An 18,991-nucleotide genomic window follows, 5' to 3' on the forward strand; every position below is an offset into this window, starting at 1 on the left:
CGTGAGTAGCAAAAATAAAAATCGTAAAGAAGATATCCTGCAAGCATTGGCAGCTATGCTTGAATCTAATGAAGGTACGCAACGAATAACAACAGCTAAGTTAGCCGCAACGGTTGGTGTTTCTGAAGCAGCATTGTATCGACATTTTCCTAGTAAGACGAAAATGTTTGAGAGCTTAATTGTTTATATTGAAGATATTTTGCTTTCTCGTATTAATGTGATTATGCAAGATGAACCAAATACCTTTGCTCGACTGAAACTTATTTTAGCCTTAATACTTGGCTTTTCTGAAAAAAATCCCGGCCTGACTCGTATCATGACTGGGCATGCCTTAATGTTTGAACAAGAACAATTACAAGATCGAATTAGTCAATTATTTGAACGAATCGAAACTCAGATAAAGCAAGTCATACGAGAAAGAAAAATTCGCGAAGGTATTGCTTTTATTACTGATGAACGTATTTTAGCTAGTCAATTGCTTGCATTTTGCGAAGGAATGATGGCACGTTATTCTCGTTCAGGTTTTAAGTATCTACCTACAACAAACTTTGAAACCCGTTGGGCTTTATTAGCAAAACAGCTAGTTTAATTCGACTCAATAACAATTATTGTTTTAACTATTTCTGTTATTATTACAGAGGATAATTTTATGAATTCTGAAAATATAACCAGTCAGATTCTATTCTTTATAGAAAAATATGATGGTGTAGTATTTAGTTATATTGCTCATTTTTGTTCTGCCATTCTTATTTTTCTTATTGGCCGAACTATTGCTAAATTTGTTGCTCGTCAACTAAGAAGAATATTAACTAATCGTCATGTTGACCCAACCGTAGTTAAATTTGTTAGCTCTTTATCCTATTACTCTATTATGGTGATGACTTTCGTTGCTGTGTTGGGACAACTTGGTGTGCAAACTGCATCAATTGTTGCCGTGATTGGTGCCGCTGGTTTAGCTGTCGGTTTAGCCTTACAAGGATCTTTGTCAAATTTTGCTGCTGGAGTGATTTTAATTATTTTTCGTCCTTTCAAAGTCGGTGAGACAGTGGTTATTAATAACCAAAGAGGGATGATTGATTCTATTCAAATTTTTTCAACGACTATTGTTACACCAACTAATGAAGTTGTTGTGATTCCAAATGGGCAAGTGGTTAGTGCCAATATTATTAACTATACCCGTTTACCGGAAAGGCGTTTAGATTTAGTTGTTAATGTTAGTTATAATTCAGATATTCAAAAGGTTTATCAAGTTTTAAATCAAGCAGTGAATAAAACGAATAATATCTTAACCAGTAAAAATGCAACTATTCGTTTGGATTTATTGGATGCTTCATCGATGAATTTTAATGTTTTAGTTTGGACTCTCAATGCCAATTATGGGGCAGTAAAAGCTGAACTGCTTGAAAATATTAAAAATGGCTTAACTGAAAATGGTATCAACATTCCATATCCAACTATGGATGTGAATGTAAACTCTCAATCATAATTTTCAACTATTGTATTCCGTTGTTGATTCACAACGGAATACAACACTTCTTTTTTTAGTTAGATATCTTGATCCATATTTAATGCTGGTTTATCACAGTCAGGGCAACCAACGATTTTAGCTGGCACACCTGCTACAGTAGTATGTTCTGGTACTGGCTCTAAAACAACTGAACCGGCACCAATTTTAGCGCCTTTGCCAATTTCAATATTCCCTAAAATTGTCGAATGAGCACCAATCATGACGCCTTCACGAATTTTCGGATGACGATCGCCATTTTCTTTACCGGTGCCTCCTAAAGTAACTGATTGTAGGATAGAGACATCATTTTCAATCACTACCGTTTCACCAATGACAATACCTGTAGCATGGTCAAACATAACACCACAACCAATTTTGGCTGCCGGATGGATATCAACACCAAAAACAATGGCAATTTGACTCTGTAAGAAGGTTGCTAATGATTTACGATCTTGTTTCCAAAGCCAGTGTGCAATTCGATAAGCTTGTAATGAGAGAAAACCTTTATAATAGAGCAATGGCGTTGAATAGTAATTCGTGGCTGGATCACGAACGTACACAGCAAGAATATCGGTAATGGCGGCATGTATAATATTATCATCAGCCTGATAAGCTTGTCTGGCTATCTCGCGGATTTCAATTGCAGGTACAACTTGGGTGGCAAGTTTATTGGCTAAAATGTAACTTAAGGCACTACCTAGATTTTCATGATTAAGTAATGTTGCATGGAAATAACTCGCTAACATTGGTTCACTTTCAACCAGCTTTGATGCTTCTTGTCGAATTGTTTGCCACAACATAGCTGGTTTAACAATTTTTTTGCTTGTATTCACGCCAAATACCTATATGGATTTAAACATTAGTCATAATATTCGGTATTGTTTCGCAAACAATGGATAGACGCAAGCTTTAATAGAAAAACCGCTGATAATTTTTGAAATGGGAACCGACTGTTCCCATTTTTATTCAATTATCAAATTGTTATTGATTATTTGCTTGTTTATTGTCAGTTAAAGTAAATATTGCGATGCATGAAATAATTAGTACGATACTAGCAAGTATATAAAAAGTGGTTGAATAGCCATGATTATCAAATAATTTACCTACAGGTTTTGACAACACAATAACCCCTAAATTTGATGAAATATTAAAGCCAACCAAATAAAGTGTTGCTGAAAGTCTGGCATCAAAATTAGCTACAATATATTTGAACATTGCTAAAATAAACAGTGGAATTTCAATTGCATGAAATAGTTTGACTAAAGAGATTAGGTAGACATTATCTAAGCTTGCTGATAAACCAATTCGACAAATCATAACTAATGCCGCCACTAATAGTGATTTTTTAGCTCCTAATTTATTAATAAAATAAGGAGCAATAATCATACAACTTGCTTCAAGAAAAACTTGGAATGAATTTAAATAACCATAAATTTTATAACCGGTTTCCTCTTTTTCGAAAAAGCTGGTGTAAAAATTCGGGAATAGCTGCTGATCATAAATGGTATAAAAACTGAAAGTACCGATAATAAAGACAACAAATAGCCAAAATTTACGAAGAGCAAAAAGTGAAAATATTTCACTGATTGTTGGAATATTTGGCTTCGGTACTATTATTTGCGGTGTGTTATTGCTTACCGATAGTTTTTGTGTAGGTTTAAAAAATAAATTGATGATGAAATAGATAGCTGCGACGCCAGAAGCGAGCCAAAAGTTAATATGTGGATCAATGCCAAATGAAATACCGGCAACAAAAGTGGCAGCAGCATAGCCAAATGAGCCCCAAAATCTTGCTGGGCCAAATTCAAAGTTACATAAACGACTTATCCGCTCGATAAATGAGTCAATTAAGGCACTTCCCGATATAAAGCCTGCACTTAATACCGGTGCGCCGATACAAACACCTAATATAAAATCCTGTCTTAATAGGGGTTCATAAACATAAATCAAAAAAGGGCCAATCAGTATCATCATGATACTTTGAAAAGTAACAACCGCTTTTCCTATCTGTAATTTATCTTGAATGATACCGTAAAAGATCATAAAAAACATGGCTGCAGCCGAATTAGCTGCATACACAACCCCTAGTTGTTCTCCAGATAATCCAATTTTGCTTTTAAGCCAAATCGCATAAAAAGACCACCAAAGCGACCATGCAGCATAAAAGGTAATAAGATAGCCTGATGAGAACCAATAATTTTTATTTTTTATCATATCTATATTCATTTTTCATTCTCTTCTATTGGTTAGTTTAACGTTAACATGTTAATGTTAACATTATGGCCATAATTGAAATAAAATAGATAGAATCAGATTTCATAAATGTTACTTTCCTCACACTTTTTATCATTTTTATTTGTGGTATCATCACACTAACTAAATATTAATTGTTTTTATGCTGAGTAAAAGGATCCAACTATGGCTTCACTAAAGGATGTGGCTAAACTGGCATCTGTTTCATTAATGACAGTGTCTCGAGCGATCAATAATCCTGAAAAATTAAATAAACAAACTTATAAAAAAGTGAAGAAAGCTATTGAAGAATTAAATTATGTGCCTGACTTATCAGCACGTAAAATTCGAGGTGATAATTCAGGGCCACATGCTATTGGCGTGTTGGCCTTAGAAACGGCAACGACACCATTTTCAGTTGAATTACTTCAGGCAATAGAAAAAACGGCACAGCAACATGGTTGGAATACATTTATCGTCAATTTATTTGATGATAAAGATGCTGATCATGCGATTAATACGCTTTTATCTTATCGACCTAATGGTATTATTTATACCACAATGGGATTAAGAAAAGTTCAACTACCTGAAAAACTATTAGGTAAGAATCTAGTTTTAGCCAATTGTATTAGTGATTCAGAACAACTTGCTTGTTACATTCCTGATGATTATTCTGGTCAGTATCAAGCTATGCAAAACGTGATCAACAAAGGCTATAAAAAACCACTCTGCATCTATTTATCAGAAAATACCTTAGCCGGTAAAATTAGACGTAAAGCGGTTGAACAAGCATGGCTAGATGCAGGTAATGATTTAGCGGATATCAAAAGCTATCATACGTCTATATCCCCAGATAATCTTGCGTTAGAGTATATGATGACGGTAGAGATCTTAGCAAAACATTGTATTAAAAAACCTGATTTTGATGTATTGATCTGCGGTAATGACCGCATCGCTTTTGTTGCATATCAATTTTTACTTAGCAAAGGGTTTCATATACCGAAGGATATCGCCGTTCTTGGCTATGATAATATGGTTGGTACTGGTGAGCTTTTTTATCCTGCACTAACTACCGTGCAATTACCTCATTACGAAATAGGACAAGCTGCTGCCTTACATATCATTAATGGCCTAAGCGAAAAAAATGTTACGCATATCCCATCGCCTTATTTAGCACGAGAATCTATCTAGAGTAAAAAACCACCATAATATGGTGGTTTTTATTAACAATTACTGATAAATAGATTTTAATTGCCAGCTTTCTAATTTGCTAATTCTTGCTTGTCCATTTTCAGCAAATAAATTAACTAAACGTGTAGCTGGTAATTTTGGATAAATACGGCTTGAAAGGCTATATAAATCTTTGTTGACGAAAACCTCGACTGATGATGCATCTACAAAAATATGTAATGTTACTTTTTTGTTTCTTGGTAATGGCACGCTGCGATAACCTTTTAAATCAAGTCCAGAAAGGCTTCGATCAAGAACCAGTCGGTTAGATTGTAAGTCAATATACAATAATGTAGCTTGTTTACCATCTGGGGTGGCAGCGAGTTGTAAGCCAAAACGTTCGGCATTACTATTGGCTAAATCAATTTCAACATTTAGTTCACAACTAATTGACTCTATATCGGTATTTTTTAATTCATTATTTAATGTGATATTGGTTAATGATTGCGGTTTTTCTCGCAAAGCTTCAAGTTCTTTCACTGGTCGGTTACGGACTTTGTTTTGGCGGTCGAGGATTAATTCACGTGGCAAAGTAAATGCCCCCATCCATTTATCGTGTTTACTTGGCATTTTTGACTCCCACATATCCATCCAAGCAAATACAATTCGGCGACCATCAGCGGCAGGAAATGATTGTGGAGCATAAAAATCATGACCAAAATCCATCTCTTGGAATGATTTAATGACTGTAAATGGTTTACCTGGTTGCCAATCGCCAACAATATAACCTGATTGGAATCGATTACGATATTGATAACCTTTAGCGTGCATGCCTTGTGGTGAAAACATCAAGATCCATTTATCACCCAATGGGAAAAAGTCAGGGCATTCAAGCATATAAACATTAGGATCAATATCACTGATAAGTACTTGATCAAATATCCAATCTTTTAAGTTAGTTGAACGATAAAGCAATACTTGCCCGATGTCATTGGCTTCTCGTTGCCCAACCACCATCCACCATTTTCCTTCTAGTTGCCAAACTTTAGGATCACGAAAATGCATAATCCCTTCTTTTGGTGTCAGCACAGTACCATGTTTTTCAAAATGAATACCATCTTTACTGGTAGCAAGACATTGGGTTTCACGAATATGTTCATCATTGCCTTGGCCATTTAGCCAGATATGACCAGTGTAAATTAAGCATAGTTCACCATTATTATCTACGGCTGAACCAGAGAAACAACCGCTTTGGTCATAATCATGATCGGGTGCAATAGCAATAGGTAATCTTCGCCATGTAATCAGATCATCACTTACCGCATGACCCCAATGCATAGGCCCCCAATTTTCATCATAAGGATGATGTTGGTAAAAGGCATGATATTGCCCTTTATAATAAACTAAACCATTGGGATCGTTCATCCAGCCAGCTTGTGGTGCTAAATGAAAATGAGGGTAATACTGTTTATTTATTTGTTGTTCTAGTTTTTCTACAGCTTGGTTTGCTTTATCAATTGCAGTATTCATAACATTACCTTCGTTCAAATTGAGTTAAGTTAATATAATTACATACTACCTCAAAATAGTTGTTAACGTTAACCTATAATAAAATAACCGTTAATTTATGTGATACTAGTCACATATTTTTAACGTTAACAATGATTTTTTTTATCAATGATTTAGTTTATTATTAATATTGATTATCAGCATATCAATTAATTAGTCATTAATTAACTAATTTAATCGAAAAGTATAGTGCAATAACATTAATCGTGTTACATACATTCAATCCTTTTTAACAATAAAATGAGTGACAAAATGAAAAATACAAAAGTATGGTCTCTTGGTGATGCCGTTATTGACTTATTGCCATTTGGTGAAATGAACTATCGAGCCTGTGCTGGCGGTGCTCCAGCGAATGTTGCCATTGCGATAGCTAAGTTAGGGCTACCATCGGCTTTTATTGGTCGAGTCGGTAATGATCCATTTGGCCACTTTATGGAAAAAACTTTTTGTGAACATCATGTTGATTGTCAAAGTCTTGAAAAGGACGATGAGCATAGAACGAGTACTGTGGTAGTTGATTTAGGAGATAATGGTGAACGCAGTTTCACTTTTCTTGTTTCGCCTTCAGCTGATCAATTTTTATCTGAACAAGCATTGCCGGATTTTAATCAGGACATTTTACATTTTTGTTCTTTGGCGTTAGTTGGCACAACCTGTCGACAAACATTAAAAACAGCCATTGAAAAACTGACTGCCAAAAATGGCTTAATTAGCTTTGATATTAATTTGCGCGAACAAATGTGGCAAGATAAAAATGAAATGCGTACTATTATTACCCAATTTTGTCACGATGCAGATATTCTTAAACTTTCAGATGAAGAGCTATTCTGGTTAACGGAAAGTCAAGATTGGCATGTAGCACTTAATAAACTGCAACAACATTATAATGCACCACTTAAATTAATTACTAAAGGTAAAGACGGTAGTATTGTGTTATGGCAAGGTAAAACGTTTAGTTTCGACTCTTTCCATGTTAATAGTATTGATACAACAGGCGCAGGCGATGCGTTTGTTGCTGGATTACTTAGTAGTATTGCCTCATCGGGAATGCCGGAAGATAAATTAATGTTAGAAAGTATGATGACGATAGCCAGCGCTTGTGGGGCATTGGCGACTACTAAAAAAGGCGCATTAACAGCATTACCGGATAGTGCATTTTTACAATCTTTTATTAGTGATAACCCAGCGCTAATTGCTAAACAAATGGTGTAAATAATGACAGAAAAACAAAAAATGCTAACAGGACTACTTTATGATCCTAGTATCGATGAACTTGAAAATGAACGACTTTATGCTCAAGATATCTGTTTTCAGTTAAATCAATTATCGCCAAGTGCTATTGATAAACGGCAACAATTATTCAAGACATTATTAGGAAAAACGAAACGGAAATTTACCATAATGTCCGGTTTTCAGTGTGATTACGGCTATAATATTGAAATCGGCGAGGATTTTTTTGCTAATTTTAATTGTATTATATTAGACGCAGCTAAAGTAACATTTGGTGATAATGTCCTTGTCGCGCCTAATTGTGGTTTTTATACTTCAGGTCATCCACTTGATAGCCAAACAAGGAGTAGTGGATTGGAGTTTGCTAAACCGATTACGGTTGGTAATAATGTTTGGATTGGCGGTAATGTTATTGTATTACCGGGTGTAACAATTGGTGATAATAGTGTTATTGCTGCTGGAAGCATTGTTGATCGTGATATACCTAGCAATGTTATTGCTATGGGCACCCCTTGTCGTGTACATAAAACATTAAAAGCGCATTAATTGCACTAAATGATAGCGTGCATTTTTGCAATCATTTATAAGCGATAATCCTGCTTTATACGCTAAACAAATGGCTAATAAAATGACAGAAAATGAGAAAATATTAGCTGGTTTGTTGCCCGATCCTTGTATCAATTTACTCGCGAATGAATAACTTTATGCGCAAGATATCTGTTTTCAATTCAATAAACTTTTGTATAGCAAAATAGCCCTTTTTATGTCAACTATTTTAAATTTAAATGGTTGACAATGTAAGGTTATGTATTATGATGCATGCAGATTTATGTTGATTGTTAAAAGGATTTTCTATGTCATTAAATGGTATTCGTCATGACTGGGTATTGTCTGAAGTAATGGATATTTTTCAATTACCTTTCAATGATCTTATTTTCAAAGCACAAACCATACATCGACAATATTTTGATGCGAATAAAGTGCAGGTTTCTACCCTGTTATCAATAAAGACCGGTGCTTGTCCTGAAGATTGTAAATATTGTCCTCAGTCTATCCATCATGATACTGGCTTAGAAAAAGAAAAATTACTTGAAGTACAAAGAGTAGTTGAAGAAGCTAAAACAGCCAAAGCTGTTGGGGCTACACGTTTTTGTATGGGTGCTGCTTGGAAGCATCCAACAAATCGCGATATGCCTTATCTTTTGGAGATGGTAAAAGGTGTTAAAGCTCTGGGTATGGAAACCTGCATGACTCTGGGACAATTATCCCAGCTACAGGCTTACGCATTAGCCGATGCTGGTTTAGATTTTTATAATCATAATTTAGATACTTCACCTGAGTTTTATCAGCAAATAATTACTACTCGTACATACAGTGAGCGTTTACAAACATTGGCTTATGTAAGAGAAGCTGGTATTAAAATTTGCTCGGGTGGTATTTTGGGTATGGGGGAAACTTTAAGAGATCGAGCCAATTTATTGATACAACTTGCCAATTTAGACGAACACCCAGAAAGTGTTCCCATTAATAATTTAGTCAAGGTTAAAGGTACTCCGTTAGCAAATGAAAAAGATATTGAACCATTTGATTTTATTAGAATGCTAGCTGTCGCTCGTATTATGATGCCTAAATCTTATATACGTTTGTCAGCAGGAAGAGAACAAATGAATGAGCAAATGCAAGCACTGGCTTTTTTAGCCGGTGCTAATTCAATATTTTATGGTGATAAGTTATTAACTACATCTAATCCGCAAGTCGATAAAGATAATGCTTTATTTTTTAAATTAGGAATTAGTCCAGAAAAGATCCAAGATTATAGCGATGAGGTACATAAGGCAGCCATTGTGCAGGCAATTAGTGAGCAAGTGCAAAATAATCAATCTAGCGATAATTCTTAAGATTTAAATATAAGAACATTAATCTTAACTTTTTGGCCGTATAGCTATAATTTTATGCAGGTTTGTCTTGCCCATAGATCGATAGCAAATACGTCTTCAATCGTGGTTGGTTCAGGAAAATCAAGTGCTTCTAAAACTGTTGATACCTGTTTAGCAATATCCATAAAGCCGATTTTGTTTTGAAGAAATGCCTCTACAGCAATTTCATTAGCCGCATTAAGTGCCGTAGTCGCGGCTTGTCCTTGATTAAATGCATCAATCGCTAATTTTAAACAAGGATAGCGATTAAAATCAGGTTGAGTAAAAGTGAGTGAAGAAATTTTAGTAAAATCTAATGCTGGGACCGTTGATGAAATTCTATCTGGATATGACATAGCATAGGCTATTGGTGTACACATATCAGGCATTCCGAGCTCGGCAATTACGCTACCATCTTGGTAACGAACCATTGAATGTATTATTGATTGTGGATGAATTATAATTTCCATCTCGTCAGCACTAGCATTAAATAGCCAACGGGCTTCAATATATTCTAGTCCTTTATTCATCATGGTGGCCGAATCGACAGAGATTTTCTTACCCATTGACCAGTTAGGATGAGCAATAGCTTGTTCGGGTGTGACACTAGATAATTGATTAAGTGGTAAATCTCTAAATGGTCCTCCAGAACCCGTTAGAACAATTTTAGTGATACCATAATCGGTTAAATTAGCAAATCCTAAATTTTGTTGGACTGTTGTTGGTAGGCTCTGAAAGATTGCATTGTGTTCACTATCGACAGGTAATAGCTGTGCACCATATTGTTTGACTGCCTGCATAAATAAATGACCACAAGTTACCAAAGATTCTTTATTTGCTAATAAAATTCGTTTGCCTTTCTTTATGGCGGCAAGTGTTGGTTTTAATCCTGCTGCCCCGACTATAGCTGCCATTACCATATCTACTTCGGTAAGCTCTGCTAAATCGCATATAGCTTGTTGACCATGTAATACTTCAATATTTAATTTTAGCTCAAGCAGATTTTTTCTAAGTTGCTGTGCCGCCTGTTCATCAGCCATTGCGACATAATTTGGTCTAAATTCTAAACATTGTTCCGTCATTTTGCCAACATTCTGCCCACCAGTTAAAGCAAATGCTTTAAATAGATCTGGATTTTGTCGAATAACGGCCAAAGTGCTGCAACCTATTGAACCAGTTGAGCCTAAAATTGTGATATTTTTCATATTAGTAAATTAAACTTATGTTGTTTTCATTAAAAAAAGAGACAAATTGCTCATCGGGCAGTTTATCAGTAATTATCTGATCGAACAAAGTCAATTCACTAATAAATGCCGGCTTTATTTGATTAAATTTAGTATGATCGGCAATCAAGATTTTTTGCGCTGATTTTTTCATTGCTTGTTGCTTCATCTCTAATTCTTCAAAATGATAACAAGTTACCCCTTGTTGCAAATCAATACCTGCTGCTGAAATAAAGGCTTTATTCGGACAGATAGAATTTAACTGGTTGGATTGATGTAAACTTGTAAAGATAGCGTTATTTGGTTGGAATTGACCACCGCATAAAATGATCTTACATTTAGGTTTATGTTGTAGTGCCAATAAACTATTTAATGAATAACAGATAGCAGTAAATGCAATATCATTATCTATTGCGTTAATGATAAAAGGCATGGTGGTGCCACAATCAAAAAATATTGTATCGTTTTCATTGATAAATTGACTAACAAGTTTTGCAATATAAGCTTTTTCTTCAACTTGCTTATCCTGCTGATCTGAAACGAAATACTTTGCGATTGAATGACGGTCTTCATTGACAATATAGCCACCTAAGACAATTAATGAGGAGGGGCAATTGTTAAGATCACGCCTGATAGTCATTTCTGACACGGCTAATTGTTCAGCCGCTGCTTTTAGGTGGATCTTGTCTGTGTTTTTTAGGATTTCAAGGAGTTCATTTATTCTTTTTTGTGGTTGAGTTTCCATTGTTTTTCCTAAATAACAACAAGCTACATAATATATATGTAACTTATTGTTATGATTGATTAGTAATTGCTAGATGATGTACTGTTACCTGAAACGATTGCAATACCAGCACTTGCGCCTAAACGATTTGCACCAGCTTGAACCATTTTTTCGGCAGTCATACGATCACGAATACCACCAGACGCTTTCACGCCCATATTTTCACCGACAGTTTCACGCATTAGTTTTACATCTTCAACTGTTGCACCAGAAGTACTAAAGCCGGTAGATGTTTTGACAAAAGCAACGCCAATATCTTTACAAATTGTACAAACTTTAACAATTTCTTCTTTGGTTAATAAGCAAGTTTCTAAGATAACTTTTAATGGTACAGAACCGCAGGCTTTGAATACCGCTTCGATATCATTTTTAACTGCATCCCAATTATTGCTTTTTAGCCAACCGACATTGATTACCATGTCAATTTCTTGTGCACCAGCTTTAACAGCCATTTCTGTTTCATAAGCTTTAGCTGACGTAAGCATAGCCCCAAGTGGAAAACCGACTACTGAACATACTTTTACATCACTACCTTTTAATAACTCTGCCACTAAAGGTACATAGCCAGAATTAACGCAGACAGAATAAAAATGATATTCTTTTGCTTCATCACAGAGTTTTCGAATCTGATCTTCAGTCGCATTCATCGCTAATAAAGTATGATCAATATACTTTGCATAATCCATAAAGGTTTCCTTAAATTTTTTATTAATGTTAAATCTAGTTAATTTTGTTAATTTGTAAATAGTAATGTTATAAAAATAACAAATATAGCTAAATAATGTTACTTTAATAACATTATATCGCTAATTTGTGAGAATTTGAAATATAACAACTAGTATTAATATGTTAAAGAAATAAATAAAAACGCCCAATTTAATAAAACTGGGCGTCAAAATGATATTTATGAATTTTTGAAATAGATTAGAATTCCATTAATTCTTTCTCTTTCTCAGCAAGTACTGCATCTAATTTTTTAATAGCAGCATCGGTTGCTTTTTGAATTAAATCTTGTGATTTACGTTCATCATCTTCAGAAATTTCTTTATCTTTCAATAATGCTTTGATTTGATCATTGGCATCACGACGGATATTACGGATCGATACACGGCCTTGCTCAGCCTCACCACGAACAATTTTAGTTAAATCACGACGGCGCTCTTCAGTAAGCGGTGGCAGAGGAACTCGAATAACGGTACCTGCTGATGCCGGATTTAATCCTAAATCTGAAGTTAAAATTGCTTTTTCAATTAATGGTGTTAATGATTTATCAAATACTGTAATTGCAAGGGTTCTTGCATCTTCAGCAACGATATTGGCTAATTGACGAAGTGGTGTTGGGCTACCATAATACTCAACCATAATGCCATCTAATAAACTTGGCGATGCACGACCAGTTCTAATTTTAGAAATATGATTCTGAAACGCATCAATACTTTTTTCCATGCGCTCTTGCGCTTCTTTTTGAATCTCATTTAGCATAATAAAAACCTTTTTAAATAAATAAGACTAGCAGCTAACTGTAGCCTGATTATTGATTAATGTTCCTTCTGATTCGCCTAGAATGACGCGACGTAATGCACCTGGTTTATTCATATTAAACACACAAATTGGTAGATTATGATCACGTGCTAATGTAAATGCGGCTAAATCCATCACTTTTAATTCATCATCTAACACTTTCTCGTAATTAAGTGTTTTATAAAGTGTTGCATTAGGATCTTTTACGGGATCGGCTGAATAAACACCATCAACTTTAGTTGCTTTTAAAACCACATCAGCTTCAATTTCAATACCTCTTAAACAGGCTGCTGAGTCAGTTGTGAAAAATGGGTTACCGGTTCCAGCCGAAAGGATAACGACTTTACCATGTTTAAGCAAGCTGATTGCCTCAGTCCAGCGATAATCATCACAAACGCCGTTTAATGGAATTGCCGACATCAAACGGGCATTAACTTCAATTCGGTGCAACGCATCACGCATAGCAAGACCGTTCATTACTGTGGCAAGCATACCCATATGGTCACCAACAACACGGTTCATGCCTGCTTTAGCAAGTCCTGCACCACGAAATAGATTACCACCCCCAATAACAACAGCAACCTGAACTCCCATGTCGATAAGTTCTTTAATTTCTTGTGCCATACGATCAAGAACGGTTGGATCAATACCAAAACCTTCATCACCTTGCAGCGCTTCACCACTAAGTTTAAGAAGGATACGTTTATAGAAAGGGGTTACCATATGAAATCTCACTATTTCGTTATTTTATTACTTAAAAAGCTAGCATAACTAGCTGGCAATCATTTTAAAATATTTTGTGGATAAACAAAACCGCCATGAAGGCGGTTTTAATAAAACAATTAAGATTGTTTCGACATCGCAGCCACTTCTGCTGCAAAATCAACTTCGACTTTTTCGATACCTTCACCCACTTCAAAGCGGATAAATGATGCAACAGTCGCTTTTTTCTCAGCAAGTAAAGCACCAACTGTTTTGCTTGGATCCATTACAAATGGTTGACCAGTAAGTGATACTTCACCAGTGAATTTACGCATACGGCCTTCAACCATTTTTTCTGCGATTTCACGAGGTTTACCAGATTGCATTGCAATATCAATTTGAATATTACGCTCATGCTCAACCACATCTGCAGGTACATCGCTAGGGTCAACATATTCTGGTTTGCTTGCTGCAATGTGCATTGCAATGTGTTTAACTAATTCTTCATCACAACCACTGTTAGCTGCAACTAAAACACCAATACGTGCACCGTGTTGATAACTACCAACTACATCGCCAGTAATTTGTTGAACACGACGGATACCGATGTTTTCACCAATTTTAGCAACTAATGCAGTACGTTCTTCTTCAAATTTAGCTTGTAAAGCTGCGATATCAGTGATTTGATCATTTAAAGCAGCTGTTGCTACTTTATCACTGAATTCTAAGAAACCAGCATCTTTAGCAACAAAGTCAGTTTCACAGTTAATTTCTAAAATAACACCAACTTTTTTATCTGCTGAAATTTTAGAAATAATTACACCTTCAGCTGCCACACGACCAGCTTTTTTAGCTGCTTTGGCTTGACCTGATTTACGCATGTTGTCGATAGCAAGATCGATATCACCATTTGCTTCAACTAATGCTTTTTTACATTCCATCATACCTGCGCCAGTTCTTTCGCGCAGTTCTTTTACCATAGAAGCGGTAACTTCAGCCATTTTAAAATCCTCTATTTAACCATTATGATGATTTTCATTAGAATGGGTCGACAATATTATCGACCCTGAAAATATTTGAGTTTATTATTCTGCTGCTGGAGCTTCTTCAACAAAGCTTTCTTCAGATACTGGAGATTGGTTTTGTTCACGACCTGAACGTACTGCTTCAGCAACTGCATTTGCATATAATTGAATTGCACGGATTGCGTCATCATTACCAGGAACAACGTAATCAATACCATCTGGATCTGAGTTAGTATCAACAACAGCAATGACTGGAATACCTAAATTGTTAGCTTCTTTGATTGCGATATGTTCATGGTCGGCACCAATAACAAAAATCACATCGGGTAAGCCACCCATATTTTTAATTCCACCCAAGCTATTTTCTAATTTAGCCATTTCACGAGCACGCATAAGTGCTTCTTTCTTGGTTAATTTATCAAATGTACCATCATTAGCTTGTGTTTCTAAATCTTTTAAACGTTTGATTGATTGACGTACTGTTTTCCAGTTAGTCAACATACCACCTAACCAACGGTGATTAACGTAGTATTGTCCACAGCTTTCTGCTGCTTGTTTAATTGCTTCACTTGCAGCACGTTTTGTACCAACAAATAAAATTTTACCTTTACGCGCAGCAACTTTGTTTAATTCAGCTAATGCTTCATTGAACATTGGTACTGTTTTTTCAAGATTGATGATGTGAACTTTGTTACGAGCACCAAAAATAAATGGTTTCATTTTTGGGTTCCAATAACGAGTTTGGTGTCCAAAGTGTACACCTGCTTGTAACATATCGCGCATTGATACTGTAGTCATGATTTCCTCATTTTTACGTTGGGGTTATGCCTCCACATATCCGCTTTATCCGACCTTATTACTTTAAGTAAAAGGCACCCCGGCAAAGAGTAATGATATGTGTGTGTTATAACGTTAATTAATTATTAAATTTTATGCTGATGTTTCATTATTATTTTTACTAAAAATAATCTGAAATATAGCGCGCGTTTTATACCACATTTAAATTAAGATTACCAGAAGTATTTATTTTTATAGGTGGTGAAATATTGTTTTTTTATTAAAGGTTGTGGATTTGGTCTGGAAAAATAAAGATATAAGCTAACAAAGTCAATTTATTAGCTTATATTAAAAAAGTTGTATGTTGCTTTAAATCATTAAGCCTTTTTAACAAAACAGGCTTTAAGCATTACTTTCATGCCATCAATTTTACAATCAATTTCGTGATCACCGTCTACTAGACGAATGCCTTTAGCTTTAGCGCCTTTTTTAAGGACGGTTGATGAGCCTTTTAATTTTAAATCTTTAATCAAAATAATATCATCGCCATCAACTAACAAATTGCCATTGCTATCTTTAACTTGTAATTCATCTGTTGTCGAAGTTTCTTGATTTGGATCCCATTCGTGTGCACATTCCGGACAAACATAAAAAGTACCATCGTGGTAAGTGTGTTCAGATTGGCAAGCTGGGCAATTAGGTATCGATTCCATAGTTTTTCATTAATCCAAATTAAATAAAATGACGTCCACTATAGCAAAAAAAGACTGTTTAGTCATGATATTCAACTATACCTAATTGTTTTTATTATTTCGGTTTGACACTACAGATAGCAATGTAATTAAGGTATTTTTTATTTTTTCTAAATGTTTTAAACATTTGGATAAATTGTGGTCGATTTTGTTTATGTAATGCATTACCAATAATTTTGATTGCACCCAAAAATCCTTCATCGGTAATCATACCTCGTGGTGACATTAACGTCATAGCGGCATGTTCTAATTTTATATTGATAAATCCTATAGTTGAAAAAAGATTAATCCAATCATCATGACTCATAGGCTGTGCATTAACATTGATCGCATTATGAATCTGTGCCATTACGTCTTGAGAGTTTTCTGGATTGACTAACATAATGTCATGCGTTAATAATTTTCCACCTGGTTTTAATACTCTAAAATATTCGTTGATTAGTCGAGCTTTCGCCTTGTCTGCATACATGGTTAACATCGCTTCATTAATTACAACATCAAAGCTGTTATCAGCGAAAGGTAATTTGGAAGCGTCGGCTTGTTGTATATCGACTAACTGACTAACATTATTTTTTATAACATTTTGTTTGGCTTTTGCTAATGCCGATTTGTCCATATCAATACCAATAATATGGCAATTAAATCGTTTGGCAATATCAATAGATGTCGTAGCCATATTACATGCAATTTCTAAAACTCGACTTTGTGGCGTAAATTCTGCTTGTTTAAATAACCATTCCGTGGCTTTCTTTCCCCCTGGGCGTAACCTTGTTTTCCCTAAACGAGCAAGAAATTTATGGCCAGCTTCTTTTTTAATTTGTTCCATTGTCTATCCTTAGTTTAATTAGTCTTTAATGTGATTTCTCTCAACATAATTAATAGCATTTTTGCTGGTATTGGTGCTTCAACAGCATGAGGGATATTAGCTGGCATTTTTACTATCGTTCCTGGTTCAGCTTTAACTGGTTTGCCATCAATAATTAAATTTAATTGCCCTTCTATGACCATAACGATCGCATCAAATGGTGCGCTATGTTCAGAGATTCCTTGTCCTTTATCAAAAGCAAATAAGGTTAAGTTACCACCAGATGTTTTAGCTAACACTCGACTAGCAATACCTTGCTCCGTTTGTTTAATTAATGAAGCTAAATTTAGTTCTTCTGCTGGGGGAATAGTATTATTTGGCATAAGATTCTCCTGTTTTTCAGTAAGTGCAAAACAAAATATAATTGTTATTTTGGCCAATGCTTATGATATAGGTTATAAGTCGTTAAATTATTATTGTTAACAAAAAACATTATATTTCATATGGTTATTGACAATTAATAATAAAGTTTTATTTATTGAAATAAGAATTATTATCAATTATATTGAAATCATTCTAAAGTTATCATTAGGTAATCCCTATGACATTTGTCAAAAATATACCAACGCAAGATGAGATTTTGATTTGGTTAAATAATGTAAAAATGTTTGATGGGCTAACCAATGATGCATTAATACCGATCCTTGAAAATGCTAGTTATATGGAATTTAGTACCGGTGAGCTAATTAGCTATGAAGGTATGCCTTTTTCAGGTTGTTCTTTGGTTCTTGCTGGTGAAGTCGAGGTATTTAGAAATACTTATTTAGGTGAAGAAAAAGTTTTTGGAATTTTTTCACCTTATGAATTAGTTGCCATTGCGGCAGTGTTTATGCCACATAATCGCTTTCCGATGACAATTCGAGCAAAAACTAATTGCTCATTATTATTACTTGAAAAAAATAGCGTATTACAAGTTTGTATGAATAATCCTATTGTTATGCAACGCTTGTTAGTGCAATTTAGTAGTAAACTATACGAACAAATTAATAACATCGATTGGTTAACATCCAGCTCGGCAGAACAGCGTTTAGCGGCTTATATATTATCGTTATCTTCTAAACAAGATATAAGTTTTGTGTTACCAATATCACGCAGTCAATTGGCAACTAAGCTCGGTATCCGTTATGAAACGTTAAGCCGACTTATTTCTAGTTGGCGTAAACAAAAAATAATTGAAATTAAATTGAATCAGGTAACAATTTTAAAAACAACCTATCTTCACCAACTTACACTTCCTTCACAACGTTCATTTTAGTTAGCTATATTTTTATAAAATTTGAATAGTTAGTCTATTTTTAGTCAACAAAGTGCAAAGGATGATAAGTTTTGCTACAGGTAAGCGGAAATCAGTTAAGTTGTTTCAGTTATTCGAATAGTATTGATTAGATAGCAAATAAAAAAGGTGCACAAAGTGCACCTTTTTTGAACTGGTAAGAGCATTTAACATGCTCTTTAGTTAAGCTTAAATTATTTGATAACCTTAGCAACAACACCAGCACCAACAGTACGACCACCTTCACGGATAGCGAAACGTAAGCCGTCTGCCATTGCGATTGGGTGAATTAATGATACTGTCATTTTGATGTTATCGCCTGGCATTACCATTTCTACGCCTTCTGGTAATTCAATAGTACCTGTTACGTCTGTTGTACGGAAGTAGAACTGTGGACGGTAACCTTTGAAGAATGGAGTATGACGACCACCTTCATCTTTACTTA

Annotated in this window: 22 protein-coding genes; 8 read left to right on the forward strand and 14 right to left on the reverse strand. The window is 34.9% G+C overall.

The features are described 5' to 3' along the window. Window position 1 precedes the first annotated feature (1 nt). Window positions 2-589: a nucleoid occlusion factor SlmA gene (slmA, locus tag B6D18_RS05580; RefSeq protein ID WP_254048622.1), complete on the forward strand. Its 588-nt coding sequence runs from the start codon at window positions 2-4 to the stop codon at window positions 587-589. Between the two features lie 60 nt (window positions 590-649). Further along, entirely contained in the window at window positions 650-1,486 is an 837-nt protein-coding gene (locus tag B6D18_RS05585) for a mechanosensitive ion channel domain-containing protein (protein WP_086363548.1), read from the forward strand. 59 nt (window positions 1,487-1,545) lie between these two features. On the opposite strand, the gene cysE is transcribed toward B6D18_RS05585, so the two are convergent. Both cysE and B6D18_RS05595 read right to left on the reverse strand, forming a co-directional pair. Continuing rightward, window positions 1,546-2,307 (reverse strand): serine O-acetyltransferase, encoded by a 762-nt coding sequence (gene cysE, locus B6D18_RS05590; protein WP_086363563.1) that lies wholly within the window; start codon window positions 2,305-2,307, stop codon window positions 1,546-1,548. 181 nt (window positions 2,308-2,488) lie between these two features. Next, window positions 2,489-3,721 (reverse strand): oligosaccharide MFS transporter, encoded by a 1,233-nt coding sequence (locus B6D18_RS05595; protein WP_158092526.1) that lies wholly within the window; start codon window positions 3,719-3,721, stop codon window positions 2,489-2,491. 204 nt (window positions 3,722-3,925) lie between these two features. Here B6D18_RS05595 and B6D18_RS05600 point away from each other — a divergent pair, with 204 nt between their 5' ends. Next, the gene (locus B6D18_RS05600; RefSeq protein ID WP_086363550.1) at window positions 3,926-4,930 is read left to right on the forward strand and encodes a LacI family DNA-binding transcriptional regulator; all 1,005 of its coding nucleotides are present in this window, start codon (window positions 3,926-3,928) and stop codon (window positions 4,928-4,930) included. Window positions 4,931-4,969: 39 nt separating this feature from the next. On the opposite strand, the gene B6D18_RS05605 is transcribed toward B6D18_RS05600, so the two are convergent. Further along, a complete protein-coding gene (locus B6D18_RS05605) occupies window positions 4,970-6,439 on the reverse strand; it encodes a glycoside hydrolase family 32 protein (protein ID WP_086363551.1) in 1,470 nt (489 codons plus the stop codon). A 291-nt stretch (window positions 6,440-6,730) separates the two neighbouring features. Between B6D18_RS05605 and B6D18_RS05610 the strand changes: the two genes are divergently transcribed. The 4 genes from B6D18_RS05610 to bioB all read left to right on the forward strand — a co-directional run bounded on the left by B6D18_RS05610 (window position 6,731) and on the right by bioB (window position 9,606). Further along, the gene (locus B6D18_RS05610; RefSeq protein ID WP_065613721.1) at window positions 6,731-7,690 is read left to right on the forward strand and encodes an aminoimidazole riboside kinase; all 960 of its coding nucleotides are present in this window, start codon (window positions 6,731-6,733) and stop codon (window positions 7,688-7,690) included. Next, window positions 7,691-8,254, forward strand: a complete 564-nt coding sequence (locus B6D18_RS05615) for a sugar O-acetyltransferase (RefSeq protein ID WP_173795310.1) — start codon at window positions 7,691-7,693, stop codon at window positions 8,252-8,254. It begins immediately after the preceding gene. A gap of 25 nt (window positions 8,255-8,279) precedes the next feature. Then, on the forward strand, window positions 8,280-8,408 hold the full coding sequence (locus B6D18_RS12905) for a hypothetical protein (RefSeq protein WP_256363483.1): 129 nt from the start codon (window positions 8,280-8,282) through the stop codon (window positions 8,406-8,408). 154 nt (window positions 8,409-8,562) lie between these two features. After that, on the forward strand, window positions 8,563-9,606 hold the full coding sequence (gene bioB / locus B6D18_RS05620; RefSeq protein WP_086363553.1) for a biotin synthase BioB: 1,044 nt from the start codon (window positions 8,563-8,565) through the stop codon (window positions 9,604-9,606). A 44-nt stretch (window positions 9,607-9,650) separates the two neighbouring features. On the opposite strand, the gene ispC is transcribed toward bioB, so the two are convergent. The 10 genes from ispC to B6D18_RS05670 all read right to left on the reverse strand — a co-directional run bounded on the left by ispC (window position 9,651) and on the right by B6D18_RS05670 (window position 17,596). Beyond that, window positions 9,651-10,829, reverse strand: a complete 1,179-nt coding sequence (ispC, locus tag B6D18_RS05625; RefSeq protein ID WP_086363554.1) for a 1-deoxy-D-xylulose-5-phosphate reductoisomerase — start codon at window positions 10,827-10,829, stop codon at window positions 9,651-9,653. 1 nt (window position 10,830) lies between these two features. Continuing rightward, entirely contained in the window at window positions 10,831-11,592 is a 762-nt protein-coding gene (gene deoR, locus B6D18_RS05630) for a DNA-binding transcriptional repressor DeoR (protein ID WP_086363555.1), read from the reverse strand. 59 nt (window positions 11,593-11,651) lie between these two features. Continuing rightward, window positions 11,652-12,317 (reverse strand): deoxyribose-phosphate aldolase, encoded by a 666-nt coding sequence (deoC, locus tag B6D18_RS05635; RefSeq protein ID WP_086363556.1) that lies wholly within the window; start codon window positions 12,315-12,317, stop codon window positions 11,652-11,654. Between the two features lie 238 nt (window positions 12,318-12,555). Continuing rightward, complete coding sequence (frr, locus tag B6D18_RS05640) at window positions 12,556-13,113, reverse strand: ribosome recycling factor (protein ID WP_065579130.1); 558 nt, start codon at window positions 13,111-13,113, stop codon at window positions 12,556-12,558. Between the two features lie 27 nt (window positions 13,114-13,140). Continuing rightward, window positions 13,141-13,875: a UMP kinase gene (pyrH, locus tag B6D18_RS05645; RefSeq protein ID WP_065579131.1), complete on the reverse strand. Its 735-nt coding sequence runs from the start codon at window positions 13,873-13,875 to the stop codon at window positions 13,141-13,143. A gap of 119 nt (window positions 13,876-13,994) precedes the next feature. Beyond that, window positions 13,995-14,855, reverse strand: coding sequence for a translation elongation factor Ts (gene tsf, locus B6D18_RS05650; RefSeq protein ID WP_086363557.1), 861 nt, complete (start codon window positions 14,853-14,855; stop codon window positions 13,995-13,997). A gap of 84 nt (window positions 14,856-14,939) precedes the next feature. Next, window positions 14,940-15,677 (reverse strand): 30S ribosomal protein S2, encoded by a 738-nt coding sequence (gene rpsB, locus B6D18_RS05655; protein ID WP_086363558.1) that lies wholly within the window; start codon window positions 15,675-15,677, stop codon window positions 14,940-14,942. A gap of 356 nt (window positions 15,678-16,033) precedes the next feature. After that, the gene (locus B6D18_RS05660; protein WP_065579134.1) at window positions 16,034-16,369 is read right to left on the reverse strand and encodes a zinc ribbon domain-containing protein YjdM; all 336 of its coding nucleotides are present in this window, start codon (window positions 16,367-16,369) and stop codon (window positions 16,034-16,036) included. 94 nt (window positions 16,370-16,463) lie between these two features. After that, complete coding sequence (locus B6D18_RS05665; RefSeq protein ID WP_086363559.1) at window positions 16,464-17,234, reverse strand: class I SAM-dependent methyltransferase; 771 nt, start codon at window positions 17,232-17,234, stop codon at window positions 16,464-16,466. A 14-nt stretch (window positions 17,235-17,248) separates the two neighbouring features. Then, window positions 17,249-17,596 carry a cupin domain-containing protein gene (locus B6D18_RS05670; RefSeq protein WP_086363560.1) on the reverse strand — a complete coding sequence of 116 codons (348 nt, stop codon included), beginning with the start codon at window positions 17,594-17,596 and terminating at the stop codon, window positions 17,249-17,251. 218 nt (window positions 17,597-17,814) lie between these two features. Between B6D18_RS05670 and B6D18_RS05675 the strand changes: the two genes are divergently transcribed. Beyond that, complete coding sequence (locus B6D18_RS05675) at window positions 17,815-18,528, forward strand: Crp/Fnr family transcriptional regulator (RefSeq protein ID WP_086363561.1); 714 nt, start codon at window positions 17,815-17,817, stop codon at window positions 18,526-18,528. A 212-nt stretch (window positions 18,529-18,740) separates the two neighbouring features. Here the strand turns inward: B6D18_RS05675 and B6D18_RS05680 are convergent. Further along, on the reverse strand, window positions 18,741-18,991 hold a 251-nt coding region (locus tag B6D18_RS05680), incomplete at its 5' end, for an elongation factor Tu (RefSeq protein WP_086363562.1).

This window comes from Gilliamella sp. A7 (assembly GCF_002142015.1).
Classification (GTDB): Bacteria; Pseudomonadota; Gammaproteobacteria; order Enterobacterales; family Orbaceae; genus Gilliamella; species Gilliamella apis_A.

Coding starts and splice junctions, on each gene's coding strand:
- B6D18_RS05585 (WP_086363548.1), top strand. CDS start 650: ATGAATTCTGAAAATATAACCAGTCAGATTCTATTCTTTATAGAAAAA.
- cysE (WP_086363563.1), bottom strand. CDS start 2,307: ATGTTGTGGCAAACAATTCGACAAGAAGCATCAAAGCTGGTTGAAAGT.
- B6D18_RS05595 (WP_158092526.1), bottom strand. CDS start 3,721: ATGATAAAAAATAAAAATTATTGGTTCTCATCAGGCTATCTTATTACC.
- B6D18_RS05600 (WP_086363550.1), top strand. CDS start 3,926: ATGGCTTCACTAAAGGATGTGGCTAAACTGGCATCTGTTTCATTAATG.
- B6D18_RS05605 (WP_086363551.1), bottom strand. CDS start 6,439: ATGAATACTGCAATTGATAAAGCAAACCAAGCTGTAGAAAAACTAGAA.
- B6D18_RS05610 (WP_065613721.1), top strand. CDS start 6,731: ATGAAAAATACAAAAGTATGGTCTCTTGGTGATGCCGTTATTGACTTA.
- bioB (WP_086363553.1), top strand. CDS start 8,563: ATGTCATTAAATGGTATTCGTCATGACTGGGTATTGTCTGAAGTAATG.
- ispC (WP_086363554.1), bottom strand. CDS start 10,829: ATGAAAAATATCACAATTTTAGGCTCAACTGGTTCAATAGGTTGCAGC.
- deoR (WP_086363555.1), bottom strand. CDS start 11,592: ATGGAAACTCAACCACAAAAAAGAATAAATGAACTCCTTGAAATCCTA.
- deoC (WP_086363556.1), bottom strand. CDS start 12,317: ATGGATTATGCAAAGTATATTGATCATACTTTATTAGCGATGAATGCG.
- frr (WP_065579130.1), bottom strand. CDS start 13,113: ATGCTAAATGAGATTCAAAAAGAAGCGCAAGAGCGCATGGAAAAAAGT.
- pyrH (WP_065579131.1), bottom strand. CDS start 13,875: ATGGTAACCCCTTTCTATAAACGTATCCTTCTTAAACTTAGTGGTGAA.
- tsf (WP_086363557.1), bottom strand. CDS start 14,855: ATGGCTGAAGTTACCGCTTCTATGGTAAAAGAACTGCGCGAAAGAACT.
- rpsB (WP_086363558.1), bottom strand. CDS start 15,677: ATGACTACAGTATCAATGCGCGATATGTTACAAGCAGGTGTACACTTT.
- B6D18_RS05660 (WP_065579134.1), bottom strand. CDS start 16,369: ATGGAATCGATACCTAATTGCCCAGCTTGCCAATCTGAACACACTTAC.
- B6D18_RS05665 (WP_086363559.1), bottom strand. CDS start 17,234: ATGGAACAAATTAAAAAAGAAGCTGGCCATAAATTTCTTGCTCGTTTA.
- B6D18_RS05670 (WP_086363560.1), bottom strand. CDS start 17,596: ATGCCAAATAATACTATTCCCCCAGCAGAAGAACTAAATTTAGCTTCA.
- B6D18_RS05675 (WP_086363561.1), top strand. CDS start 17,815: ATGACATTTGTCAAAAATATACCAACGCAAGATGAGATTTTGATTTGG.